The organism is Treponema sp. JC4, assembly GCF_000260795.1.
GTDB lineage: Bacteria > Spirochaetota > Spirochaetia > Treponematales > Treponemataceae > Treponema_D.
Genome location: NZ_AJGU01000023.1, coordinates 14941 through 39640, shown reverse-complemented (window position 1 = coordinate 39640; position 24700 = coordinate 14941). Strand labels below are relative to the sequence as shown.

Annotated in this window: 22 protein-coding genes and 1 pseudogene; 6 read left to right on the top strand and 17 right to left on the bottom strand. The window is 40.0% G+C overall.

What is annotated here, in order from left to right; genetic code table 11:
- Both MSI_RS09450 and MSI_RS09445 read right to left on the bottom strand, forming a co-directional pair.
- A partial coding sequence (locus MSI_RS09450) for a hypothetical protein (protein WP_039924649.1) occupies positions 1 to 661 on the bottom strand: 661 nt, incomplete at its 3' end.
- 20 nt (positions 662 to 681) lie between these two features.
- On the bottom strand, positions 682 to 1203 hold the full coding sequence (locus MSI_RS09445; RefSeq protein WP_009106196.1) for a divergent PAP2 family protein: 522 nt from the start codon (positions 1201 to 1203) through the stop codon (positions 682 to 684).
- Between the two features lie 73 nt (positions 1204 to 1276).
- Here MSI_RS09445 and MSI_RS09440 point away from each other — a divergent pair, with 73 nt between their 5' ends.
- Positions 1277 to 2239, top strand: a complete 963-nt coding sequence (locus tag MSI_RS09440; protein WP_009106193.1) for an RluA family pseudouridine synthase — start codon at positions 1277 to 1279, stop codon at positions 2237 to 2239.
- A 39-nt stretch (positions 2240 to 2278) separates the two neighbouring features.
- Entirely contained in the window at positions 2279 to 3229 is a 951-nt protein-coding gene (locus MSI_RS09435) for a hypothetical protein (protein WP_009106192.1), read from the top strand.
- 26 nt (positions 3230 to 3255) lie between these two features.
- Here MSI_RS09435 and pcnB read toward each other — a convergent pair whose 3' ends face one another.
- Both pcnB and MSI_RS14320 read right to left on the bottom strand, forming a co-directional pair.
- The gene (gene pcnB, locus MSI_RS09430) at positions 3256 to 4425 is read right to left on the bottom strand and encodes a polynucleotide adenylyltransferase PcnB (protein WP_009106190.1); all 1170 of its coding nucleotides are present in this window, start codon (positions 4423 to 4425) and stop codon (positions 3256 to 3258) included.
- Positions 4426 to 4606: 181 nt separating this feature from the next.
- A pseudogene (locus tag MSI_RS14320) lies at positions 4607 to 5523 on the bottom strand (alpha/beta fold hydrolase).
- Positions 5524 to 5577: 54 nt separating this feature from the next.
- Between MSI_RS14320 and MSI_RS09420 the strand changes: the two are divergent.
- The 3 genes from MSI_RS09420 to MSI_RS09410 all read left to right on the top strand — a co-directional run bounded on the left by MSI_RS09420 (position 5578) and on the right by MSI_RS09410 (position 10095).
- The gene (locus tag MSI_RS09420) at positions 5578 to 6801 is read left to right on the top strand and encodes a class I SAM-dependent RNA methyltransferase (protein ID WP_009106183.1); all 1224 of its coding nucleotides are present in this window, start codon (positions 5578 to 5580) and stop codon (positions 6799 to 6801) included.
- Complete coding sequence (locus MSI_RS09415) at positions 6798 to 8135, top strand: hypothetical protein (RefSeq protein ID WP_009106181.1); 1338 nt, start codon at positions 6798 to 6800, stop codon at positions 8133 to 8135. The genes MSI_RS09420 and MSI_RS09415 overlap by 4 nt, the downstream gene beginning before the upstream one ends.
- 154 nt (positions 8136 to 8289) lie before the next feature.
- Positions 8290 to 10095, top strand: coding sequence for a diguanylate cyclase domain-containing protein (locus MSI_RS09410; protein WP_039924648.1), 1806 nt, complete (start codon positions 8290 to 8292; stop codon positions 10093 to 10095).
- Between the two features lie 35 nt (positions 10096 to 10130).
- On the opposite strand, the gene MSI_RS09405 is transcribed toward MSI_RS09410, so the two are convergent.
- Complete coding sequence (locus MSI_RS09405; RefSeq protein ID WP_009106177.1) at positions 10131 to 10724, bottom strand: histidine phosphatase family protein; 594 nt, start codon at positions 10722 to 10724, stop codon at positions 10131 to 10133.
- A gap of 132 nt (positions 10725 to 10856) precedes the next feature.
- On the opposite strand from MSI_RS09405, the gene MSI_RS09400 reads away from it, so the two are divergent.
- Entirely contained in the window at positions 10857 to 13052 is a 2196-nt protein-coding gene (locus tag MSI_RS09400; RefSeq protein WP_009106176.1) for a methyl-accepting chemotaxis protein, read from the top strand.
- Positions 13053 to 13083: 31 nt separating this feature from the next.
- Here the strand turns inward: MSI_RS09400 and cmk are convergent, their stop codons facing one another.
- The 12 genes from cmk to MSI_RS09340 form a co-directional block, all read right to left on the bottom strand.
- Entirely contained in the window at positions 13084 to 13635 is a 552-nt protein-coding gene (gene cmk / locus MSI_RS09395) for a (d)CMP kinase (protein ID WP_009106175.1), read from the bottom strand.
- A 69-nt stretch (positions 13636 to 13704) separates the two neighbouring features.
- A complete protein-coding gene (locus MSI_RS09390) occupies positions 13705 to 14166 on the bottom strand; it encodes a hypothetical protein (RefSeq protein WP_009106174.1) in 462 nt (153 codons plus the stop codon).
- A complete protein-coding gene (locus MSI_RS09385) occupies positions 14163 to 14738 on the bottom strand; it encodes an RNA polymerase sigma factor (RefSeq protein ID WP_009106173.1) in 576 nt (191 codons plus the stop codon). Before MSI_RS09385 ends, MSI_RS09390 begins: the two co-directional genes overlap by 4 nt.
- Positions 14728 to 15063, bottom strand: a complete 336-nt coding sequence (locus tag MSI_RS09380; protein ID WP_009106172.1) for a hypothetical protein — start codon at positions 15061 to 15063, stop codon at positions 14728 to 14730. Before MSI_RS09380 ends, MSI_RS09385 begins: the two co-directional genes overlap by 11 nt.
- Positions 15064 to 15287: 224 nt before the next feature.
- Positions 15288 to 16154 (bottom strand): YicC/YloC family endoribonuclease, encoded by an 867-nt coding sequence (locus MSI_RS09375; protein ID WP_009106171.1) that lies wholly within the window; start codon positions 16152 to 16154, stop codon positions 15288 to 15290.
- Positions 16155 to 16245: 91 nt separating this feature from the next.
- Positions 16246 to 17751: a UDP-N-acetylmuramate--L-alanine ligase gene (gene murC / locus MSI_RS09370; protein WP_009106169.1), complete on the bottom strand. Its 1506-nt coding sequence runs from the start codon at positions 17749 to 17751 to the stop codon at positions 16246 to 16248.
- 40 nt (positions 17752 to 17791) lie between these two features.
- Positions 17792 to 19282 (bottom strand): alpha-N-arabinofuranosidase, encoded by a 1491-nt coding sequence (locus MSI_RS09365; protein WP_009106167.1) that lies wholly within the window; start codon positions 19280 to 19282, stop codon positions 17792 to 17794.
- 42 nt (positions 19283 to 19324) lie between these two features.
- Positions 19325 to 20875 carry an alpha-N-arabinofuranosidase gene (locus tag MSI_RS09360; RefSeq protein WP_009106165.1) on the bottom strand — a complete coding sequence of 517 codons (1551 nt, stop codon included), beginning with the start codon at positions 20873 to 20875 and terminating at the stop codon, positions 19325 to 19327.
- A gap of 17 nt (positions 20876 to 20892) precedes the next feature.
- A complete protein-coding gene (locus MSI_RS09355; RefSeq protein WP_009106162.1) occupies positions 20893 to 21837 on the bottom strand; it encodes a glycoside hydrolase family 43 protein in 945 nt (314 codons plus the stop codon).
- A 3-nt stretch (positions 21838 to 21840) separates the two neighbouring features.
- Positions 21841 to 22749 (bottom strand): arabinan endo-1,5-alpha-L-arabinosidase, encoded by a 909-nt coding sequence (locus tag MSI_RS09350; protein ID WP_009106160.1) that lies wholly within the window; start codon positions 22747 to 22749, stop codon positions 21841 to 21843.
- Positions 22750 to 22769: 20 nt separating this feature from the next.
- On the bottom strand, positions 22770 to 23654 hold the full coding sequence (locus MSI_RS09345; protein ID WP_009106158.1) for a carbohydrate ABC transporter permease: 885 nt from the start codon (positions 23652 to 23654) through the stop codon (positions 22770 to 22772).
- 13 nt (positions 23655 to 23667) lie between these two features.
- Positions 23668 to 24636: a carbohydrate ABC transporter permease gene (locus tag MSI_RS09340; RefSeq protein ID WP_009106156.1), complete on the bottom strand. Its 969-nt coding sequence runs from the start codon at positions 24634 to 24636 to the stop codon at positions 23668 to 23670.
- Between the last annotated feature and the right edge of the window lie 64 nt (positions 24637 to 24700).

Sequence of the window (24700 nt, the reverse complement as noted above, 5' to 3'; positions counted from 1 at the left end):
GCACCAGGAAAATTCTGCTCTGTCGGACAAGTTCAAAAACACCCTGTCTTTTCCACAAATTTGACATTACAAAAAAGAAAAGAAGAACAATAATTAAAGAAGCTGCTACCGGATAAAAGGGATTACAGAGGGCAAAAACAAGAGAATATACAGCGCCTATAGCATAAACAACTTTATTTTTTGCAAAGCCAAATAAAACAAGAGAAAAAATAAGTACAAAAAGAGGAATTAAAAAAGGATATGTAGAGTTTGAATCAATTCCTGCATTTAATTTATTCTGATTTAAGGCAGCCGCAGTTTTTTCAAGCTGAGCCTTATATTCAGCAGGTGCATAATAAAGCTTGTAGGCCTGAGATTTATCAAAAAAGAAAGCCTGACGTTTTGTAAGGTAAGAATCTTTTGCAGAAAGCCGCAGAAGAGAAGCTTCCGGGGAATTTTCCTTTAAGGCAAGCGGAATATACTGATTAGTATAGCAGGCATACTGATCAACTCCGTTAGCAGAAAGGGCTTTTTTTACACTTTCTTCAGGAGCCGAAGCCGTAACATAAAGCACACTGTATTTTTTCCACAATCTCCCCTGAGGAACAGAGCGAAAGGTAAAAATCACAAGCAGAGAAAGAATAGAAGCTATGGTGTAAACAATTTTCAAACTTGTTTTCATTTTTTAATTACAGTCTGCTTTTAATCAAGAATTGAAAAAGCAAAGCCCACAAAAAATCCAAGAATACAGCCGCAGATTACTTCCATTGGAGTATGACCAAGTACTTCTTTAAGCTGTGAATATGAAGAAATATATTTTTTATTCTGAAGTTCCTTTCCAATCTCGTTGATTTTTTTAGCCTGCATACCAGAAGAACGCCTTACGCCAAAAGCATCGCGGATAACGACAAAAAAGAACATCAGTGAAAAAACAAAAATATCAGAATCAATACCGTGGCGGAAGCCGATTGTAACACAAAGCGATGTAACAAGGGCTGAGTGACTGGAAGGCATACCACCGGTTTTCCAGATAAGATTTTCAAAAAGATTGGGAAGAGAACGAATTCTTCCATAAACTAAGTTGATTCCCGTTTTTATAAACTGAGCAATAAGCCAGCTGAAAATACAGGCCAGCCACACGGGATTGTTTATAAAGCCTTTTATCTGATCTATAAGAGCCGGGAGCGTCATAAGGCTCTCTGCGGCAGAAAAATTCTGATTCATAAGATTTACATATTTTAACACGAGAAGGCAAAATTTACTACTGTATTTTTAGAAAAGTTGCTATTATGCTCTTATGGATTTTAAGACTTTTACGGCAGCAAAAAACGACAACGACCGCAGATTAGACAAAATCATCAGGATTTTTGCGCCAGAACTTTCACTTTCACAAGTCTATAAATACATAAGAAAAGGCCTTATCAAAATCAACGGAAAAAAGGCGAAAAATGATTCCCATGTTATGGAAAATGACCAGATTCAGATTGCAGCTTTTATTTTAAATGCTGAAAAAACTGATGATGAAGGCGCCGCAAGCGTCGCGTCTTATAAGGCAACTCCCCGCTTAAAAGTTGTATTTGAAAACCAGCATCTTCTAATTATTGACAAAGATTATGATGTCAGCGTCCACGGAAATGACAGCTCACTTGAAAAAGAAGTCTGCGAATACTACAAAAGCACAAGAAAAGATGCCTCTCTTTCCTTCCGTCCTGGCCCCCTTCACAGGCTGGACAGAAAAACCACCGGTCTTCTGTGCTTTTCCATGAGTCTTGAAGGCGCCAGATGGTTTTCTAAAAACATTCAGACTCACGCAGTTCAGAAAAAATACGCTGCTCTTTTGGAAGGAAATTTAGCAAAAAAAGAAGATTGGGAAGACAGGCTTGAAAAAGAAGAAGGAAATCAAAAAGCTTTTCATAGAGTAAAGGCTTCAGAAGAGGGAAAAAAAGCCTTTACTACAGTAACCCCAGTCGCCCACGGAGTTTTTAATAACAGAGAGGTTACATTAGCCGTGATGGACATTAAAACCGGGCGTACCCACCAGATCCGCTCGCAAGCTGCCCTGCACAAGCATCCGCTTTTAGGAGATACAGCCTATGGCGGAAAGGCAATAATAAATACGGAGAGAGATTTTTATTTACAGGCCTTCAGCCTTACCTTCCCCGAAAATCCAATCGGGCTTGCGGATGAAATAAAAATCCCCCTTTCCGAAGCTTTTAAATCAATTTTAAAAGAATGTAACATCAATGACTTTGAGGTTTAATTACTTTTGAAAATCAAAAATTGGAGTTATAATAAATTGATGGCTGATTTGATTAAAAATATTGCACAAAAATTTAAGCCTGTAATGGTATATGCTCTTGTTGGTGAAAGCGGAACGGGAAAAAGTTACCGTTCAAAAGGCCTTATGGAGCAGTACGGAATCAGAGCCATTATTGATGACGGTCTTTTAATCCAGGATGATAAAATTATTGCAGGCCGTTCCGCAAAACGAGAAAAAACCTACATGGGCGCTGTCAGGGTTGCCCTTTTTGATGACAAGGAACACCGCGATTCTGTTGCAAAAATTTTACGTAAAACTCACATAAAAAAGATTCTTCTTATTGGAACTTCAGAAAAGATGGTTACAAAAATCGCCATGCGACTTCAGCTTCCCCAGCCTCAGAAAATCATTCATATTGAAGATATTTCCAGCGCAGAAGATATTGAAAAGGCTCAGAAATCCCGCCATGTAGAGGGAAAACACGTAATTCCTGTTCCTTCTATTGAAGTAAAGCAGAAATACCCTACAATTTTTTCTAATTCCCTTCACGACTTGATTGGAAAAAGCAGCTTCCTTTTCAAAAATAAAAAGAACAAAGTCACAAAAATGATTGAAAAATCAATCGTGCAGCCGGAATTTTCTAAAAAAGGCCGCATTGAAATTTCAGAAGCTGCCCTTACCCAGATGACCATGCACTGCGTAAGCGAATGTTCTCCTGACGTAAAGGTAAAGAAAATCTCTGTAAAAAAAGATAACCGGGGCTACAAGCTGATTGTTACAATTGACGTACCCTTTGGAACCCAGCTTACAGGAAAAGTACACAAGCTTCAGCAGTATATTATTGATAAAATTGAATCCTTTACTGGCATTCTTATTGAAGACGTAAATATCATCATCGATAAAATTTCAATGGAAAACCGGGAAAAGAAGGAAGACAAGGCAAAAAGCCCGGGTGAATTCGGAGTAAAACTTAAAGCGCCTAAAAAATAAGGCCGGTCATTTAAACCGGCATCTTCTTATTTCTTAGTTTTCTTTTTACCTTTTGATTTGGACTTTGGCTTTTCTTCTCCAGCCTTTTCCTTATCCTTCTTTTTAGGCTTATCTTTCGGGCGTTCCTTTTCTGTAAGCTTTATTGTAACCCCCTGAGCCTGCAGGGCAGCTTTAACAGCATATTCAAGTTCACGGCGCACAGGATTCATAGGAAGTACAAAATTGCGGCATTCTGTCCAGGTTTTTGCGTAAAGCTCGCTGACAGAAGACTTTCCTTCCACCTCGCCTTTCCAGTCTGTAAGGCTTGCAACAAAATCCTGAATCATAAAGACCATTTTTTTGCCAAGGCGGGCATCACTTTCAAGCTGGTTAAGCTGATCAAGCATTTTAATGCTCTGCATATATTTGCGCTCAAAGGCACGGCTTTCGTAAATAAGGGCTGTTGCAGACGGCTGAAGATACATGTAAAGATCACACTTCAAAGCTTCAGCAATAATTTCAGAAGCATGAGAGTTATTCAAAATCTTAAGCATTTCTTCTGTAAGGCGTGAAGGAGAAACCTGCGATAAAAGAGCCGAAGATGCTATGATTTTTCTGCGGAGACTTCGGGACATTTTTGCATGAGTTGTAGCAGAATATTTAATTGCCCTAAGCATTCGCACAGGATCTTCAATAAAAATCTTATCAACCGGTATAACCGGACGAAGGACATGCTTTTTAATATCTTTCATGCCGCCAACATAATCGATTACCTGTTCCTGAACAGGATCGTAGTAAAGGGCATTTAAAGTAAAATCACGGCGCTGAACGTCTTCTTCAATTGTTCCAAAGGCGTTACCTACAGAACCATCGCAGATTGAGCGGAAGGTGCTTACTTCAAAGATTTTTTCGCCAAATACAACGTGAACAAGACGGAAACGACGTCCGATTATGCGAGAATTTCTGAATATTTTCTTTATTTTTGATGGGGTCGCGTCTGTAACAATATCAAAATCTTTTGGTTTGTTACCAATTATCAGATCTCTGACGGCACCGCCGACAATATAGGCGGTATAGTCTGCATCTCGCAGACGATTGATAATCTGAAGGGCGTCAGGATCGATATTGGCATGTGGTATAAGATGTTCTGATTTTGTGTAAACTACGGCTTTTTTTACAAGCTTCCCATTCTTATCAGTACCATAACGATATAACACGATGTGATTATATTATTTGAAAATGGTGTAAATTTCAATATAGCTCCCGGTAGCAGAGTATGGGGCAAAACCGCGCCATAAGGCGCTACATGCTATTTTTGTTAGGAAACTATTAACGCGCCGCTAGCGCGGCAGACAAAAATAGAATGTTTTTGCCACATACTCTGCTACCTTGCGCGTCTTACACTAATTTTTCTAACCATTCAATCACATCTTTTTCTACTATATCTTTATCATTCTCGTTGAAGATTTCGTGGCGGTCACCTTCGTAACTCTTGATAGAAAGATTTTTTACGCCGTTAGTCTTGTAGATGTTATAAAGCTTTTTAATTGTAGCGCCGTAAGAGCCGACCGGGTCTTCTGAACCGTAGATAAAGAAAATCGGAAGGTCGTTTGAGATTTTTTTGATATTGGCACTCTTATGAATCTGCTTAAGACCATGAGTCATATCGTAGAAGAAAGAAGTTGTAAGAGGAATTCCGCACCACTTATCATCATAATACATCTGAATATTCATCTCGTTGGCAGAAAGCCAGTCACATTCAGTTTTTGGATTTTTAATGCGCTTGTTATAAGAGCCGAAGGAAGCATTTGAAAGAACCTTTACAATAGAATCTCCACCGCAAAGAGCTTTTACAAGAGCAGTCATTAAGCAGCCGCCTGCAACAAGAGAAGGCATAGGACCTGCAGTTCCGCAGAGAATACAGCCGTCAATCAAAGTGGAGTATTTTTCGATAAAGCCCTGAGAAATAAAAGAACCGAAAGAATGACCAAGAAGGAATACTTTTTACCCTCAAATTCCTTTTTATCGGCTTCAATCATTTCGTGCAGATCTTCTACAACACGGTTAAATCCGTCTTTATCAGCAAGTTTTCCAAACTTACCCTTACCTTTTTTTTCTGCATTTTCTGCAGTTCGTCCGTGACCGCGCATATCATAAGCAACAAGGGCAAAACCGCTTTCGCAAAGAACAGAACCAAGTCTGTCGTATCTTAAAGAATGCTCAGCAAGTCCGTGGTGGAGCTGAACAACTCCCTTTATATTTTCAACTTCATCAGGAATCCATTTAGTAACCCAAAGCTCAAAGCCGTCACTCATAGTCTGGAAATCACTCTTAGTAGTCATACTTTCTCCAAAATGTTAAATTAAGATATGAATATTATAACAGATAAAATTGTTTTTGGTGGAAAAACTTTAACAAAAATCGACGGAAAAACCGTTTTTATTCCATATACTATGCCCGGTGAAGAGCTGGAAATTAAAATCACAGAAGAAAAGCGGGATTATAATAACGCAGAAATTGTAAATATCATAAAGCCAAGTGAGCACCGGGTAAAAGCAGCATGTCCTTATTACGAAAAATGTGGTGGCTGCAATATGATGCACATTGAGCCAGCTTACCAGCGGGAACTTCGCAAGCAGATGCTGACAGATATTTTCCTGCAGAACGGCATTGATATTTCTGACAAGGTAGAAATTGTTTACGACCGCGACACAAATTACCGCTGCCGCTTCCAGCTCAACGACGGGGGACTCAGCCAGAAAAATGCAAACGTAATTATTCCGGTAGAAAACTGCCTTTGCGCAGAAGAACCTGTAAACGCATGGCTTAAAGAAACTCCGGCAGCAGAACGGGGCAAAGGGCGCACTCACCTTTTTGGAAGCTCTTTTATGGTAAGTAACGGCCAGAACAGCGGAAAACTTATAGTTGCTGACGAATCAGGCGATGGCAAAAAAAGCGGAATTGTAGTAAAAGGCTCTTCTAAAAAGAAGCTTAAACTTAAGGAAAATAAATATTTTAGCGGAACAATGCTTTCTCCAAAGAATACAGTTACCGTTTGCATTGGTGGAAAGAATTTAAGCTTTGACGTTCGCGGATTTTTCCAGTCTAACCTTTTTGTTTTTGAAAAAGTTGTAAAACTGATTTGTGACACCCTTGGAGCTGGAGAAAGAGTCCTTGATATGTATTCAGGCTGCGGTTCAATTTCAGCCTTCCTTGCAGACAAGTTTAATCAGGTGGTTTTAGTTGAACACAACCGAGACGCCCTTGTTTTTGCTGAGCAGAATATGGCAGGAAAAGGCCACGTAAGTTACGGACTCAGCGGCGCAAACTGGGTAAAAAACTGCGCTTCTATGTGCGGCGACTTTGATGCCTGCGTAATTGACCCGCCGCGTTCCGGAATGGAAAAAGAAGTCTGCGATTATCTTTGTAAAAGCGGAATTCCTCAGATTCGCTCTCTTTCCTGCGATCCTGCAACCCACGCCCGCGACAGCGCAAAACTGATTGCAGCCGGCTATTCGCTCGAAGCGATTTATCTTCTTGATTTTTATCCTAACACCAGCCATATAGAAAGTCTTGCGGTATTTGTAAAATGAAAAAGTTTTTCTTCCTTCTGATATGTTTGATTTACTCTTCTTCCCTTTTTTCTGAGGAAACCGAATCCCTGGAAAAGCCTGTAATGCTCTGGCAGACTGTTCTTTCGGGTAAAGTGCTGACTGAGCCTGCAAAGTTTTATTACGGCTTTTGCGTGATTACAGACGCCCGTAAAATAGACTGTCTCAACTACGAAGGAAAAAAACTCTGGGAAAAGGAAGTCTCGCATCCAAGAGAATGTCAGATTTTTCCCCTCGATTACGAATTTCTTCTTCTTTCAGACAATTCTAATAATACCGTAAGCCTTATAAACCCAAGCGGACTCAGGCTCTGGGAAGCAGAAATCAATTTTAAGCCGGAAAAAGTTCTGAGCGGTGATGACGGCAGAATCTATGTTTATAACGAAAACCAGATTGCCTGTTATGGAATTAACGGAATAAAAAAGTGGCAGAAGAGTTCGGATGTAAACCCCGGCCTTTTAAAAATCAATCCTTTTGGAAAACTGGATACAGAAAACAAAAATCCCCCTGCCTTCTCCTTTTCACAAGATCAGGAAATCATAAAAAAACACTTCCGCGATTATGCCTACGCTTTTTTTTACGACAAAAAACACGCCCTTATCTGTAAAAATAACTGGACTCTGGAATACTATTATTTTAATGAAGAACAGCAGGTATCAGGTCTTACCGCAAAGAAAGCAAAAATCGGACAGAAATCTGCAAAAAGCCCTACTGCAGCCCTCTATAATCTGAACGGCATAAATACAGATATCAGAAAGAACAAAGAGGTTACCAGCGAAGAAAGAATAGAAGCTTTAAGGGCAGGAAACTACGGGGAAAAGGAAATCCTTTATTCCTCTGAACTTATGAATATTCTTGATGCCTATTCAGAAGATATAAATATCGCCCAGTTCGGCACTCAAAAAGAATATTCAATTTATGAGGCAAATACAAAGGAATTTTCTGTCATTTTAAGTCAGATTCCCCTTCTTGCAAGTTCAGATTACACGATTAAAGTTGCCGACATTGTAGCCCACACAAAAAGTACGGCAGTATTAAAAACCGCCTTAAAAGAATACGGAAACTGCGCCTATGACCCTGACTATCTGGTTTTATCTGCAATTCAGACACGGGCAAAGAACTTAAACAAGCGGAATGAAGATATAATAGTTTCTTTCTGCGACGCCGTCTACGAAATTTGCCGCTTTATGGGAAAAAATGCTTATAATACAATAGGAAAGCAGATTCTAGCAGACTTTGTTTACGCTTCAAATCCAGACCGGGTAAAAGCCTACGCCAGAAAAACCTTTGAAAAAATCAAAAAACTTCAGATGTAAAATTTTATTTACGGATATTTTTTTTGGTAGTAAAATTATATGAATGGCAATGGGGCTAAAAAAAAGCAAGACGCTGCAAATAATTTTACTTTCGCTTTCAGTTGTAATCTTCGCCTTTTCTATGATTGCATACAGGTTATCCCTTACTCGTATTATGAAAAGTTTAACCTGGACTTCACTGGAAGAGACAACAAATCTGTATTCCACCCTCTTTGACTTAAAAATTCAGGAAAACTTTGACCTTCTTGACGCTATTGCAGAAGGCTTTTCTTACATAGACACCACAAATGATAAGGCTACCACCGCCCTTATTCAGCATTTTTCAAATAAAACCGACTTTTCAACCCTCTATTTTGCAGATGAAGACGGAGAAACCTTTGGGAACGAAGGACAGAGCTTTGGTAACGTATCTAAAACAGATTATTTCAGGCGGACTATGTTTTCTGGAACAAGAACAATTTCCAGAACTTTGGCAATAGATTCAAGACGTTTCCCCTCCTTCATTCTTTCAGTTCCGGTAATTAAGGATGATAAGACTTGCGGAATGGTCTGCGGAATAATGAACCTCTTAAAGTTGAACAATACCCTTTCTGCCCATTTTAAGAATTCAAAAGGCTTTTTCATGATTGTTGAAAGTAACGGCCACATCATTTTTACAAATACAGAAAATAAAAACCTCTTCGGAAACAACTTTAATATCTTTTTAATTAAAAACAAATGCTGCAGTGAAAGTCAGTTTATGAAATATTCAGAGGATTTGAGAAATCAAAAAGAAGGTATTCTGGAATACTATTCATATGGCGCCAGACGCTTCTGTTCCTATACTCCGCTGAATATGAACAGCTGGTATCTTCTTACTATCATTAAAACTGATGACATTGATGCCCGAATTTCAGTTACAAAAAAGATTTCGACAGGGCTTTCTGCAATAATGTCGGTTCTTTTGATTCTTTCAATTGTGCTTATTTTACTTGCAGAGAGAAAAACTGAACTTGTAAAAACAAAGAACGAAGGACTTACAAAAATTTACGACAGCAACAAATCTGTAGTTCTTGATATTAATCTTCTTGAAAAAAGCATTTCCTACAGCGGCGATACAAACTTTGTTTTTGGAAAAAGCCTTCAGAAAACAGATTTCGCAACCTTTGCCGAATTTACAAAAAACATTCATCATGATGATAAGCACGTAATAAAAGAACTGAAAAAAGCAGCCTTTGACAATTTTACGGAATACCAGGCCGAATTCCGTCTTATGTGCTCCGATGGCGAATACAACTGGTTCAGGGTTAAAAACCTCCCTATTTTTGATGAAGATCATAAGCCTGTAAGAAGCCTTGCTTCCTTTACAAACGTAAACAAGCAGATGCTGAAAGAACAGGAACTTATGCATAAGGCTGAATACGATTCTCTTTCAGGACTTTTAAACAAGGGCAGTTTTGAAAATAAAGTCAGCGCTCATATTGCAAAAAATACAGAACAGACCTGCGCCCTTTTAATTATTGACCTGGACAATTTTAAAATGATAAACGATACTCTGGGACATTCCATGGGTGATGCAGCAATCAGTGATACGGCAAAAAAGATTTCCCTGATTTTCTCTATTCAGGATTTTCTTGGAAGAATCGGCGGCGATGAATTCTCTGCCTTTGTAATTTTTGATAAAAACATGCCGCTTAGCGAATGTATCATGCACTTAAACGAAAAGGTTTCTGACCTCTGTGAAATTCTGAACGAAATGTACTTTAATGAAGATAAATATGTAGAGATTTCTGCAAGTATCGGAATTTCTATATATCCGGAACACGGAACAAGTTACGAAGAGCTTTTTGACCGCGCCGATAATGCCCTTTACAACGTAAAAAAAGGCGGTAAAAACAATTTTATAATCTGGAACAGCGATTTGCAGCAGGGCTCAGAATCATCTTATTCAAGCCACAAGGGACTGGAAGAGTTAATTTGATATGTGTAAGCGGGCCGGTCAGAACCCGCAGCATTCTAATCGTCAGTAAGTTTTCTCCACTTGCTGCCGTCATATTCAAAAATCGAAGCCTGACAGTTTTTCTGTAAGCCTTTTCCCCAGAAGTGAGCCTTATCATTTCCTTCAAGATAGCACATAATTCCTTTATTTAAGGCTCCGTGGGCAACAATCATAACCCTCTTAAATTTCTGCCAGTCCTTTTCCAGAACCGTCTGAATAAAATCTTTTGTACGCAAACATAGCTCTTCAAGGCTTTCACCCTTAGGAGGCGGACAATACTTATCTGGCTCTGTAAAGAAATAGTGATAGGGACTTTCGGGACTGTTCCATTCTGTGTAGCAGACTCCTTCTTTTTCTCCAAAAGAAAGCTCTCTAAGCCTTTGGTCGCGGATAATTGGAATATTTTTATGACCGCGGATAAGACAGGCGGTTTCATAGGCGCGGATTAAGGGAGATGAATAAATGACATCAAAATCAAGGTCATCAAGTTTTTTTCCAAGCTGACCGGCAGCTTCGCGTCCAGCTTCATTAAGTTCTATATCAGTATTTCCCTGAAGTTTTCCGGCAGCATTCCAGACTGTTAAGCCATGCCGAACTAAGTACAATTCCATGACAACAATATAGCAGTTTTTTATAAAAAAATCCTTATCTATAGAAGAAATAATTTTACAGATAAATTTTTCTATTTTATAATTTTATTTAATAATAAAGTTGCCATATTACTGATACACAGGAGATTTACTATGACAAACTTTTTTACAAAGAGCATCAGCCGTCAGCTTTCAATTTCTATTGGTGCTGTACTTCTTATCCTCTTAACTTTGTGTGCCATCTTTATCAGACGGTCTGTAGATAATTCACTTCAGCAGGTTTCAATTCAGTATCTTGATATGACCTCAGCCCGCTATGGTGAAAGTACCGAAAAAATCCTTTCAAATGAATTCAGTATTGCAAAAACCCTTCAGGCTTCAATTGAAGGCTTTGAAGATATTCCTAAAAACAACCGCCGCGATTATATTAACAATCTTTTAAAACATACACTTGAACTTAATCCAGGTCTTGTAGACGCCTACTGTATTTTTAAGTCAAACATGCTGGACGGTCGTGATGCTGAATTTGCAAATTATGACGACACTTACGATGAAACAGGCCGTCTTATTCCTTACTGGACTAACGATGGAAAGGAAATTGCCTGCTGTGCCCTTACAGATTATGAAGGAAGCTTCTGGTATGAAGAGCCTATGAAGGCAAACCGGGGTATTCTTATTGAGCCAAACCTTTATGAAGTCGGCGGAAAAGAAATCTGGGTTTGCGGCGTTGCCTTCCCAATCCACAACAGACAGAATCAGACTGTCGGAATGCTGGGCGTTGACATGTCGCTTGATGCCCTTTCTGCCCTTTTAAAAGATGCTCAGATTTTCCAAAATGGCTACCTTTCCCTCACTTCTCACACAGGAACTATTGCCGTTACAAAGGATGAAAGCCTTGAAGGCCAGCCTAATCCGGACTACACAAACAGCACTACAGGTTCTATGTTTACACAAGCCGCAACAAATCTTACCCCCTTCGGTTATCCTGCAAAAGATAACGGAGTCAGCGTAATTAAAGTTTACAAACCTCTTACAGTAGAAGGCGCAAAGGAAGTCTGGTACCTGGGAGTAACGGTTCCAGACAATGAAGTGGGAGCTGCCGCTGCAAGAATCCGTGCAATTGTAATGATTATTTTTGCCTTCACCCTGATTATTGTAATCGGCCTTGCCTATCTGATTATCCGCCGCGTTGTAAAGGAAATGAACAAGGGAGTTGCCGCAATGAAAAACATTGCCCAGGGCGACGGTGACCTTACAGTCCGCATGAATGTAAAGAATCAGAATGAACTTGGCCAGATGTACACCTACTTCAACAAGACAATTGAAAAAATTCAGGATTCTATCCGCCAGGTAAAAGATGTTTCTGAGCAGATGACCCATCATGGTCAGGAACTTGGCGACAACATGAATGATACAGCGGCTTCTGCCAACGAAATTACTTCAAATATCGAAAGCGTTAACCGCCAGGTTCAGATGCAGGGAACTAACGTTCAGGATGCTGCAACTTCAATGCAGCGAATTACTTCCAGCGTAAATGACCTTATTGCAACAATTCAATCTCAGAGTTCTAGTGTAATTGAATCTTCTTCAGCAATTGAAGAAATGGTTGCAAATATTCAGTCTGTAACTTCAATCCTGAATAAAAACAGCGGAACTATCAGTGAACTTGAAAAATCAACTGATGCGGGAAGAACTAACATCGACGGAACAGTACAGGCAACCCTTAAGATTCAGGAGCAGTCAAAGATTCTTCTTGAAGCCAGCAGCGTAATTCAGAATATTGCAAGCCAGACTAACCTTCTTGCCATGAACGCAGCAATTGAAGCTGCCCATGCCGGCGAAAGCGGAAAAGGCTTCAGCGTAGTTGCAGACGAAATCCGAAAACTTGCAGAAGACTCAAACAATCAGGGTAAGAAGATTACTACAAACCTTAAAGAAGTAAGCGAATCTATTGATCAGGTTGCTGAATCTGCAAAACACATGCAGGAAATTTTCAATCAGATTTTTGAATACATTCAGAAGGTATCTCAGCAGGAAACAACTATTCTGCACGCTATGCAGGAACAGTCAGAAGGCGGAAGTCAGGTTCTTACAGCAATGAAGCAGATTAATGATATTACCGTTCACGTAAAGGAAGGCGGCGATATCATGCAGAGTGAAACCCTGCAGGCTGCAGAAAAGATGGACAATTTAAGCCGCCTTACAGAAGAAATTACCTGCAGTATGGAAGAAATGAGTATCGGTATTGAAAGCATTAACAAGTCAATGAATAATGTAAATGAACTGACTCACCAGAATAGCGAAAACCTTGCAAGTCTTGGAAACGCAGTAAGGAAATTTAAGGTATAAAAATTAAGGCGGCCCACAAGCCGCCTTTTTTTTACTCTGTAATCAGATTTTTCTTTTTAAGCTCGTCTAAAATCAGCTTTACAATCTCTTCCGGATTGTATTTTGATGTATCTACAAAAAGGTCTACAAAGTCATACTGATTGTTATCGATATTATAGAGTTTTTTGTAGCGGCGGCTGTCTTCACTGTCGCGCATTGCAGTAAAGTTTTTAATTTCTTCAAGGTCTCCGCCCTCGCGCTCTAAAATACGCTTTGCACGAACTTCATCACTTGCAAAAAGGTAAACTTTAAAATCAGCTTCCTTGAGCATCCAGATTGCAAGACGGCTTCCCAGTACACAGTTTTCTGCCCTTGCAAGTTCAACCTGATGATTGTCTACATACTGATCATAGCTGTCGTCTGTTTTGGCATTTTCAATAACCTGAGCAAGAGTAAGTCCTTTTTCTGCCGCAAGCTGACGGAAAGTATAATTAATCAGCTTAATTTTTAATGCATCTGCAAGCATAGTTGAAACTGTAGTATTTCCACAGCCAGATTTTCCGCTGATTGCAACGCGAAGTTCGTTTTTGATTTTGTATGACATACTTGCTCCTGTGTAAAGCTGCCGGTCAGAGCAGCCGGTGTTTAATAGCAAAATAAATTATAGCGATTTCTACACAGAAAGCAAACTTCCTGCATTAAATTTTCTGGTTTTCTTAACAAAAATATCAAGATTAGAACCGATGAAAGACATGATGTAGAAAGAAAGCAAAAGGCCAGAAAAAATACTTGCAGCAAATTCAATCAATGGATTTGTTCCGTTAGAAACAAAACTCAAAAGAATACAGAATACAAGAAGGAAAAAGCCACTGATTCCCCAGCTTGTAAAGGAAACCTTGATATAATCCTTCTGCTTCTGCATTGCAAGCTTTACAATTCTAGTAACTTCTTCTGAATCTGCATCAACCTTTTCCTTCAGTTCCTGTGAGGCAAGTTTTTCTGCCTGAGTAAGAAGCCTTACCCTTGCACGGCATTCCTTACAGGTAAGAAGATGAAAAGAAACGGATGGAGAAAGCAGCTGATTTTTGTCGGCTTCGTAGAATTTTTCCATAATGTGACTGCATTTTTCTTTCATAATAGACCTCCAAGCTTTTCGCTCAGTATTTTTTTTGCTCTGAATATATTTGATTTTACGGTATTTATTGGAATACCTGTCATTTCCGAAATATCTTCCTGATTCATATCAAGATAGAAAAACATTTTTATGCAGACAGCATAATTTTCCGGCAGGGTCTGAACAGCCTCATTAATTGCTTCTCTTGTAAGAGCCTTTATCTGTTCGTTTTCCGGGCTGTCGTAATAGGAAGGTAAAAAATCTTCCTGTCCTTCAAAGGAATCTGTAATTTTGAATGATTTTTTTTGATTTATTGCGGTTGTAAAGGCAATGCGGGTAATCCAGGTTGAAAAAAGGCTCTTTCCCTTAAAACTGGAAAGATTTTTATATGCCTTAATAAAAACTTCCTGAACAAAATCTTCTATATCAGTTATGTCGTTAAAAAATTTTCTGCCGACTGCTTCAACCCGCTTTTTATTCATTGCAACAAGCAGGGAAAAAGCGTCGGCATTATTGTGAAGAGCCTGACGTACAAGAAATTTTTCTTTTTGAAGAAGCACTAAATTCTGTGCTTCCGTAAGTTTATTTTTCATTCTTCAGGAATTTATAAAAAATCAGAAAGACAATTCCAAAGGCAAATGGAATTAATCCTCCTAAAAGTCCCCATGAAAGTCCTTTGATTGCCCAGAACATCAGAGAAAGTACAATTCCTACAGCTACAAGAGAAAGTCCGCTTAAATAAGTAAAAGCCTTCCAGTTGAATTCAAAAGGAGCGTAAGTTCCGTTTTTAATCTGCAGCTTTACTTCACGGTGATGCCACAAAAGTGCAAAGAAAATCAATACAAAAACAAGAACTAATCCTACAATCGGAATTATTGATACGATTACCTGTGCAGCAGGTGAAATATTATTCATCATAAAGACCTCTTTGTAGAATTAGACACCTACAGAGTAAAAAAAGTTGCAAATATAAATGTTAACAGTGAAAAAGGCTTTCGCAGGAACCGTCTCTTGTCTCCGCGGTGAAGGCTCGACGCAAGCTATGCTTGCTCTGTATCTTTCTTACGCGTTGTATGCAAACAATCGCCTTCAATGCTCCGCAAGAGCCGAACCCTGCTACGCCTTTTTCACAGTCTACCTTACTATGCAATGTTCTTACCCTGTTCGCGGATGTTCTCCAGCGAGTCCTTTGCCTCCACTACCATTGCACCTACCTCTGCAAACTGGTTTTTGCTGCCGATTGTGTTGATTTCGCGGTTGGCTTCCTGGCAGAGGAAGTCAAGTTTTTTGCCAGGATATGGATTGTTGCTAAGCTCGGCTCGCATTGCGGCTAAGTGGCTGTGCAGGCGGACAATTTCTTCGTTAATTGTGTATTTTACAAGCATTGCGGCAGTTTCTGTCATAATGCGGTTCTGATCTGCCTGTTCGCCCAACAGTTCGTTGAACTTCTTTGTTATAGTTTCCTTAAAATAGCCTTCCATTTTTGGCTGCAATTCTTTAAAGAAGGCGGCGCATTTTTCAAGCTTAGTAAGCTTTGCTTCAAGGTCTGCCTTCATATTTGCGCCCTCACGCTCTGTATCAGCAATGAACTTTTTGAGGGAGGCGTCAAAAACAGGTTCAATCATGGCGCGGTATTTTTCTACATCGTAAGATTTGTTGGAGTTCAAAACACCAGGCTGAGAAATCAAAAGACTCAAAGGAATTTCTGTTGAATAGCCGGTAGCCTCCGCAACCTTTTTAATTGCAGCAAGATATGATTTTGCAGCCCCGATATCCGCTAAGATTTCCGCATCACTTTCCAGCTCTTTTACGCGGATAAAAACATCAACCTTACCGCGCACAACCTTTTCTGTAATTTTTGCGCGGAATAAACTTTCCAGCTGATTCAAATATGGAGGAAGATTGATTGTCAAATCCAGAAAGCGCGAATTAACCGATTTAATTTCCACGCTGACTACCGCCTGCTCCGATGAAACTTCCTCGTAACCATATCCTGTCATGCTTACCATAAAAAAACTCCTGTCGGGGAAAGCCTTCCCCTCGCTCGCACTGCGTTGCTCGCTACCCCTTCTAGCGGGGACACCCCGCAACGCCCCGTATTTAGTCTAAAATTGCTTTTCCCAGCTTCCAGTTATCGCCGGCGCCCATTGTTACAAAAACATATCCGTCAGGATATTTTTCTTCCGGTGCCTTTTCCAGCTCAGAAAGAACAAAATCTTTTGCGTCTAAAATTTCTTCAAAATAATGAACACAAGGATGATTTTTCTTAGTTTCTTCAAAAAGCGTGCGGCCTGTAATGTTGAAATCTGCAATATTTTCCCGGGCAGAGGCATAAATCTTATGAAGGATAACCTCGTCCGCGCTTTCAAAGCTTTCCGCAAACTCTTTAAGCAAAGCCTGAGTTCGCGAATAAGTGTGGCTCATAAAATCAACAATCAGCTTTCTGCCCTTGTAAAAATCGCGGAAGCCCGCAAGAGTTGTCTTTACAGCCGTCGGATGATGACCATAATCGTCGATTACAATAACATCATTGCCCGATTTTGTTGTAAAACGGCCTATAATCTCGCTTCTGCGCTTGCCGCCTGTAAATTTTAGTAGACCTTTTGATATATTTTCTACATAATCCTTAGGATTTTTGCCAAAAGTTTTAAGAATCTGGCAAACTAGAGCCACTGCAGCAGCCGCATCCATTACTTCGTGTCGGCCTGGCATCTTAAGGGCAAAGTCTCCATCAAAAAGAGAAAGAGTAAAATTATTGCGCTCGTTTTCAACTTTGCCAAAAGTAAGCTTATAATCCCCAGAAGCCCGTGTTCCATAAGGAATTAAGTTCAAATCCGGGCGAAGCTTAGAAGCAATGCTTACTGTGTCGCAGGCACCAGTATCATCTGCACAGTAAATTACATCGCCACCTTCCGGAAGCTTGCAAAGGTAATCTACAAAGGCCTGACGGATATCCTCGTAGGTCGGGTAATAATCCTGATGGTCAGGCTCCACGCTTGTAAGAATGATTTTCTGCGGACAGAAAGACATAAAGTGACGCTGATATTCGCAGGTTTCGGCAACAAAGATGTTTGAATTGCCGTCTGCCCCAGCGCCAGCTTCCTTTACCAGAGGCGAAGTATAGGTACAGGTATTTCCAAAGGAGTTGATAATAGAACCCGCAAGAATTTGCGAAGGCAAATCAATTTCCTTAAGAATTGTTCCCGTAAGACCTGTTGTGGAAGTTTTTCCGTGAACCCCACAGATACCGCAGGAATAAGAGCGGCTTGAATAAGAGCCAAGTGCCTGTGTGTACAAAAGGCATGGAATACCGCGTCGAACGGCTTCAATCAAATCAGGATTTTTATCAAGCTTGTAGGCAGAAGAATAAATTACATACTGAACCTCGTCAGTAATATTATCAGCCCCAAAAGGAAGAGCCTTAAGCCCAAGTTTTTCTATAATCTCATCAGTATAAAAACGCTCACTAACGTCGCTTCCGGAAATGACAGCTCCTTTATGGAATAGAATTTCCACTAAGGCTGCCATTCCAGTTCCTTTTATACCAACAAAATGAATATGAATACCCGAAAGATTTTCGGGCAGAGAAAGTTCTGTGTTAGACATAGCTACATTATAGCTTTTTGCGAGAGTTTTTACACTACTATCAGGCGATTTTAAATCTCAGCACATTCCAGCTGGCTTTTTTAAGCTCAACTTCGTAAATGCTGCCGTCCCCCTGCACTAAGTCTGCAGTTTTTGGTTCAACAGCCCTAGGATTTTCAAGGCTGTTTGTTGCACTTAAATCATCTCCGCAAAGCTCAGTACGGAAGAACATCTGAGTTTTTCCAACACCGCTCAAATCAATTTTTGTAATGCTTGAATCATTTTTATCTGTATTCAAGGCAAAAACGGTAACTTCAGATTCATCTTCACTCAAAACAGAAGCAAAAATCACACTTGGAACTTCACCGTACTTTTCGATGATCTTTTTACCGGTAGTTACAACAGGCTGCAAAGCAGTTCCACGACCAAAAAGAGAAATATCTTTGAAGGGGAAGTAAATTGACTGCTTATAAGCACCCTTTCCAGGCTCTGTAAAAATAGGAGCAATTACGTTTACCAGCTGAGCAAGGCAGGCAACCTTTACACGGTCTGCATGATTCAAAAGAGTAATTGCCATTCCGCCAAAGGCCAGAGCATCAAGCAGAGAATAATGATCTTCAAGAATACGAGGGGCTTCCATCCATGGATGAGGCTGCATTTTCTGCTGATACCAGATATTCCATTCATCAAAAGAAAGATTCATAACCTTGTTTGAACGCTTCAAAGCTTTTACATAATCACAGGTCGCAACAGAAGTTTTAATAAACTGATCCATGTCATAGAAACTTGCAAGGAACTCATCATCATCACCAAAGTTTTCAAAATAGCGGTGAATACTAATATAGTCTGCAAGGTCGTATGTGTGCTCTAGAACAATTCTATCCCATTCAGGATAAGTCGGCATACTTGTAGACGCTGAACCACAGACAACAGTCTTAATTGATTCATCAGTCCACTTCATCAGTTTAATTGCTTCACGGGCTTTTTTACCGTAATCATCGGCGGTTAGATGACAAATCTGCCAGGGACCGTCCATTTCGTTTCCGATACACCAGGTTTTAATTGCAAAAGGCTTATCGTGTCCGTTTTTGCGGCGTAAATCACTCCAGTAGGTATCACGGTCAAAGTTACAGTATTCAACAAGGTCACCGGCATCCTGAACAGTGCCTGTTCCCATGTTAACGGCTCCCATAATTTCTGTTCCGCTCTTTACAGTCCAGTCATAGAATTCATCAATTCCAACCTGGTTTGATTCAATTGTATGCCATGCGCGGTCAAGACGACGTGGACGATTTTCTTTAGGGCCGATACCATCTTTCCAGTTGTAACCTGAAAGAAAGTTTCCGCCCGGATAGCGTACCAGAGAAACTTTCAAATCCTTTACCATATCAATTACATCTTTACGAAAGCCCTGCTCGTCTGCCTGTGGATGTCCCGGCTCATAGACACCGGTATATACCGCACGTCCAAGATGTTCAACAAAAGAAGAGAAAAGGTTTTTATCAACCTCGCCCACCTTAAAATCTTTACTTATGATAACTTTTGTATTCATAACATTCCCCTCTTAAAAACCTTTTCTAAATTTTTTCTTATTTTACGCTTTTACACTGACTGCCGCAACTGAATGAGCAGGCATAGTAATCATCAAAGAATTTTTTCCAGTCACTTTTACACTAAGGGCTTTTTCTGTAACAAGTTCAGGATTTTCAAAGCTGTTTATTGTGTTCATCTTGTCACCGCTTACAAGGCTTGCGCTTACCTCATCAAGATTTCCGGCAAAATTAGCAAAGGTAATTTCAACATCTTTTGAACTTTCGCAATCTGTATTTGCAAGAGTAACAAGATATCTATCTTTACCGCATTTATCACAAGCTTTTACAGAAGCACTGACACTAAGACCAGGCACCATAATATTTTCATTTCTCTGAATTCCACGAAGCCCTGCATTATAATCAGATACATTCTGAACTCCGCATGAAGCATAAGCTGCAGAAGTTCCAAGCAAGGTTCCTCCCATATGACCTTTAAACTGATGCAGGACATGCCAGGTTGGAGTAAGTACAACTTTATCACCCTGAGTAAGAACTGGAGCCTGAAGGACATTAACAGCCTGGGCAAGATTTGCAATTCTTACGCGGTCTGAATGATTATTAAAAATATTAAGGATAATTGCCGCTTCTACAGCATCGCAGACAGAATTGTCCTGTTCAAGGAAGCCTGGATTTGTACCCGGCTTTGGCGCAAACCAGTTACCCCACTCATCAACAACCATAGCAATACGCTTATCAGGATCATACTTATCCATAATTTCTGAATGGCGGCGTACAAGTTCCTCCATACGGAAGGCATTACGCATGATTCTGTACCAGCCTTCTTTATCAAAGCCGGTTGCAGATTTTTTATCTTCCCAGCGGTATTCATAGGTGTAATAATGAAGGGAAAGACCGTCCATAAAAGGAGCTGCAAGACGCATAAGAGTTTCAGTCCAGTTGTAATCATCAACATTGGCTCCACCTGCAATCTTAAAAATCTTATTATCTCCGTACTGACGCACATAAGTCTGATACTGACGGTATAAATCGGCATAATATTCAGGCCTCATGTTTCCGCCGCAGCCCCAGTTTTCATTACCAACACCAAAATAATCCAGTTTCCATGGTTTTTCACGGCCATTGGCTTTTCGTAAATCTGCCATAGGGCTTACACCGTCAAGGGTCATATATTCAATCCACTCATTGATTTCCCGCGCAGAACCGCTTCCGACGTTTCCACACACATAGGGTTTACAGCCCAGCTCATCGCAGAGTCCGAAAAACTCATGAGTTCCAAAAGAGTTATCTTCTGTAAGGCCGCCCCAGTGAGTATTTACCATCTTTTTGCGTTTTTCTAAAGGACCAATTCCGTCCATCCAGTGATATTCGTCCGCAAAACATCCGCCCGGCCAGCGGAGGTTTGGAATATCAAGCTCCTTAAAGGCTTCTACAACAGCCTTATTATAACCGTGAATATTTGGGATATCAGAATTTTTCCCAACCCAAAAACCGCCGTAAATACATCTGCCAAGATGCTCGCTGAAATGTCCGTAAATATCAGGACTAATTTTTGAAAGTTTATTATTTACATCAACAATTACAGTTTCTTTCATACTTTTCCCCTAAAAATTTATTGAAAAACAGGAAATCCATTTTTATCATAATTTATTTTTTTTACCCAGGTATGACGGTTTGGATCATAAAGGGCAAAATCAAGGTCTACCTCTGCATAAGGACGGGCATGATAAATCAGATAATCAGTTTTTCCGTCACGACTTGTTGTAAAAGAGTTGTGACCAGGACCAAAAATTCCAGTTTTTTCATCTGTCACCAGAAGGGGCTTATCTGATTTTTTCCAGTTCGCAGAATTAAGGAGGTCTGCATTTTCATCGCAGCTCAAAAGTCCCATGCAGTAACTTGCATCTGTAGCGCTTGCACTGTAGGTCAGAAAAATCTTTCCATTACGTTTAAGGATTGCAGGACCTTCATTTACCTTAAAACCCCGACATTCCCAATCAAACTCAGGAAGAGTAAGCAGAGTTTGGGGAAGTTTTAAGGTATAGGGATTTTCCATCTGTGCAATATAAAGAGCCGAATTTTCAGTTTTTTCTTTTCTTTTTTGAGCCCAGACTGCATAATGCTTGCCCTGATTTTCAAAGACAGTCATATCAAGCATAAAGGAATCCCACTGGCCTTCTATCTGCCCTTTTTCTTCCCACTGTCCACAGAATGGATCTGGGCTTGAGTTTTCAAGTACATAAGAACGGATCCACCATGGATCTTCACTGCGGCCAGCGGCAAAATAGATGTACCATTTTCCATTTATAAAATGAATTTCAGGGGCCCAGATATGCCAGCTCATAGGACCAGAAGCATGCTTTCTCCACACAACGACAGGCTGAGCATCTGCAAGCGCCTTAATTGACCAGGCACGGCGGATTTCAATTCTGTCATATTCAGGAGTTGAGGCTGTAAAATAATAATAGCCGTCTGTGTGATAATATATATATGGATCAGCCCTCTGCATTATAAGGGGCTTTTTTTCATCTTCTTCTTTCAAATCAATGTAGTTCATAATCTATTCCTTTACAGACGGAAATCCGTCTTCAAAAAACAATTCTTCAATTTGTAAAACACTTTTTCCATCGTCACTTCTGTCGTATGCGTGATAAACAAGATAAATCTTTCCGTCATCATCTCTAAAAACAGAATTATGTCCCGGTCCTGCCCAGCGGTCAAAAGAAAAACTGTCCCGCAGGGTATCGCCGCCGCCTTCTAAAAAAGGCTTTCCAAACATATCAAGATACGGTCCCAGAGGCTTATCACTTCTTCCGCAGACTATATGATAGGTGCTAGCAGTACCCCGGCAGCAAAAATCATAAGAAGCAAAAAGATAGTAAAAGTCCTGGTGCTTAAAAACAAAGCCGCCTTCAACAGGATTTGGCTGAGTATTTCGCGTTGCAATATTCGTTACAGGAGCATCTTTTACAACAAAGCCCTCTTTTGTAAGGGGCACTGCAAAAAGTCCGCCCCAGAAAGAACCAAATAAAAGATAATCAGCTTCTCCATCAAAATCCGAAAAAACAGCGGGATCTATTGCGTTATAAGCACAAGTCTGGTCGGACTGAAGCACGCAGCCTAAATCCTTCCAGCCAAAATCTGGCGAAGACTGATCCAGAGTCTTGTTTACACAAAGCCCGATTGCACTTTTCTGACTTCCAAAGGTACTTACAGAATAGTAAAGGCGCCATTCACCCTCGTGAAAAGTGATATCCGGAGCCCAGAACCAGGTGGAGCCTGGAATAGCCTTAGAAGTCCATAAGGGATTTTCCTTAAAAACAGGCTGACAGTCTTCCCAAGTTTTTAAATCCACAGATTTTGCAACAGCAATACCCTGCCCTGTAGAAAATCTGTAGTAAACGCCATTTTCTTTTACAATCTCAGGGTCGTGAACATTAACCGACCCCTTTACGTCCAGCAAAGCCATAAAAACCGCCTGAAAGCACCCTATTTCAAACCTGTCATAGCAACAGAAGCAATAATCTGTTTCTGGAAAATCATAAAAATAATCAGAACAGGAAGCAGAGCTATCAGAGATGCTGTCAAAAGCAGTGGATAGTCTGTCTGAATTGCATACATTGCGTTAAGCTGACTGATCATAACCTGAACAGTAAGCTTTTTAGGTTCATTAAGATAAATACTTGGTGCAAAGTAATCGTTCCAGGCACCCATAAACCACAAAATTGCCTGAGCTGCAATTGCAGGTTTTGCATTTGGCAGGATAATCTGCCAGTAAATTCTGAAGAAACCGGCACCGTCAATTCGGGCACTTTCTACAATAGATGTTGGAATACCGCTCATGTACTGACGTAAAAAGAAGATCATGCTTACGTTACCAAGCATTCCCGGAATCATAAGAGGATACCAGGTATTAAGCCAGCCGATTCTTGCATACATGATAAACTGAGGAATCATGATTACAGCAAAAGGAATCATCATTGTGGCAAGTTCTGCAAGGAAAAGCTTATTTTTTCCAGGAAAATGAAGTTTAGAATATGCAAAAGCTGCCAGTGACGAAACAAAGGAACCTACAATAATAGTAGAAAAGGAAATGATGATTGAGTTCAAAATACCAAGCTGCAATTTCGGGTTCATTTCCCAAACCCGCTGAGTAAAGTTTTTCCACTGAGGATTTTCCGGCATGGCAAGAGAAAGCTGAGTTGTAAGGAACTGAGCCGGAGTCTTTAGTGCTGAAAAAAGCATCCAGATAAGAGGAATAATCATCAAAAACGCACCAATTACAAGGAAAAAGTAAGTTCTGAATGCGTCCATGTATTTTATTTCGGAATTTTTGATTCCCTTATATTTTGTCGAAGTAAAAGTCGTAGTCATTTTATCCCCCTTCCTATTCAAGATAATTGTCGCTTGTAGGACCAAATCTGAACTGAATTGCGGTTACAACAAAAATAATGATTGCCAGTACCCAGGCTGCAGCACATGCGTAACCTTTTGCATCAGCAGAACCAAAGGCATGCTGCCAGATGTAGAATACGATTGTACCTGCGCTGTAATCTGTACCACCGTTAGGAGCCATAATCTGAGGCTCAACGATCATCTGAGCACCGCCAATAATTCCAGTTACAACAATAAAGAAGGAAATAGGCTTAACAAGCGGCCAGGTAATCTTTCTGAAAATTGTAAACTTACTTGCGCCGTCAATTACAGCAGCTTCAAAATATGATTTAGGAAGATTCTGTAATCCGCCAAGGTAAAGAAGAGCTGTACCACCAACTCCACGCCATACACACATTGCCATAATAGCAGGCTTTACAGTATGAGCTTCTTCAAGCCAGTTAGGTCCCTGAACACCAAAAACAGTACGGATAAACTGATTCAAAAGACCATAGTCACCGTTATAAAGCCATTTCCACAAAAGAGAAATTGCAACAATAGAACTTACAACCGGAATGTAATAGATAACTCTGAATACTTTTACACCTGGAATTGTTTTATTGAAAGAAACAGCCAGTGCAAAAGCCCAGATCATTCCGATTGGAATTCCAATCATATAGAAAAAGGTATTCCACAGAGCGCGCCAGAAATCGCCGTCTGAAAAAAGTTCCTTATAATTTTCAAAACCAATATAAAAATACTCTCTGTCGATTTCGTCCATTGAGAACAGAGATGTAAGATCAGTCATAGAGTCCCAGCTGGTAAAGCTGGCATAAACTGAGAAGAGAAATGGAACTGCTGTGAAAAGCAAAAAGCCGATAATTGGTGGCAATACAAAAAGAAGCCCGGCTCTTGCTTCATCATTCCATTTCTTTTTAGTATTTAAAACCGTCTCTTTAACTTCAGTTTTAGCCATTAACATATTTTTTTCCTTAAAAAAGTTTAAAATAATGGCGTCGTCCTTAAAAAATTGCATAAATCTTATA

Coding starts and splice junctions, on each gene's coding strand:
- MSI_RS09445 (WP_009106196.1), bottom strand. CDS start 1,203: ATGAATCAGAATTTTTCTGCCGCAGAGAGCCTTATGACGCTCCCGGCT.
- MSI_RS09440 (WP_009106193.1), top strand. CDS start 1,277: ATGGATTTTAAGACTTTTACGGCAGCAAAAAACGACAACGACCGCAGA.
- MSI_RS09435 (WP_009106192.1), top strand. CDS start 2,279: ATGGCTGATTTGATTAAAAATATTGCACAAAAATTTAAGCCTGTAATG.
- MSI_RS09420 (WP_009106183.1), top strand. CDS start 5,578: ATGAATATTATAACAGATAAAATTGTTTTTGGTGGAAAAACTTTAACA.
- MSI_RS09415 (WP_009106181.1), top strand. CDS start 6,798: ATGAAAAAGTTTTTCTTCCTTCTGATATGTTTGATTTACTCTTCTTCC.
- MSI_RS09410 (WP_039924648.1), top strand. CDS start 8,290: ATGAAAAGTTTAACCTGGACTTCACTGGAAGAGACAACAAATCTGTAT.
- MSI_RS09405 (WP_009106177.1), bottom strand. CDS start 10,724: ATGGAATTGTACTTAGTTCGGCATGGCTTAACAGTCTGGAATGCTGCC.
- MSI_RS09400 (WP_009106176.1), top strand. CDS start 10,857: ATGACAAACTTTTTTACAAAGAGCATCAGCCGTCAGCTTTCAATTTCT.
- cmk (WP_009106175.1), bottom strand. CDS start 13,635: ATGTCATACAAAATCAAAAACGAACTTCGCGTTGCAATCAGCGGAAAA.
- MSI_RS09390 (WP_009106174.1), bottom strand. CDS start 14,166: ATGAAAGAAAAATGCAGTCACATTATGGAAAAATTCTACGAAGCCGAC.
- MSI_RS09385 (WP_009106173.1), bottom strand. CDS start 14,738: ATGAAAAATAAACTTACGGAAGCACAGAATTTAGTGCTTCTTCAAAAA.
- MSI_RS09380 (WP_009106172.1), bottom strand. CDS start 15,063: ATGATGAATAATATTTCACCTGCTGCACAGGTAATCGTATCAATAATT.
- MSI_RS09375 (WP_009106171.1), bottom strand. CDS start 16,154: ATGGTAAGCATGACAGGATATGGTTACGAGGAAGTTTCATCGGAGCAG.
- murC (WP_009106169.1), bottom strand. CDS start 17,751: ATGTCTAACACAGAACTTTCTCTGCCCGAAAATCTTTCGGGTATTCAT.
- MSI_RS09365 (WP_009106167.1), bottom strand. CDS start 19,282: ATGAATACAAAAGTTATCATAAGTAAAGATTTTAAGGTGGGCGAGGTT.
- MSI_RS09360 (WP_009106165.1), bottom strand. CDS start 20,875: ATGAAAGAAACTGTAATTGTTGATGTAAATAATAAACTTTCAAAAATT.
- MSI_RS09355 (WP_009106162.1), bottom strand. CDS start 21,837: ATGAACTACATTGATTTGAAAGAAGAAGATGAAAAAAAGCCCCTTATA.
- MSI_RS09350 (WP_009106160.1), bottom strand. CDS start 22,749: ATGGCTTTGCTGGACGTAAAGGGGTCGGTTAATGTTCACGACCCTGAG.
- MSI_RS09345 (WP_009106158.1), bottom strand. CDS start 23,654: ATGACTACGACTTTTACTTCGACAAAATATAAGGGAATCAAAAATTCC.
- MSI_RS09340 (WP_009106156.1), bottom strand. CDS start 24,636: ATGTTAATGGCTAAAACTGAAGTTAAAGAGACGGTTTTAAATACTAAA.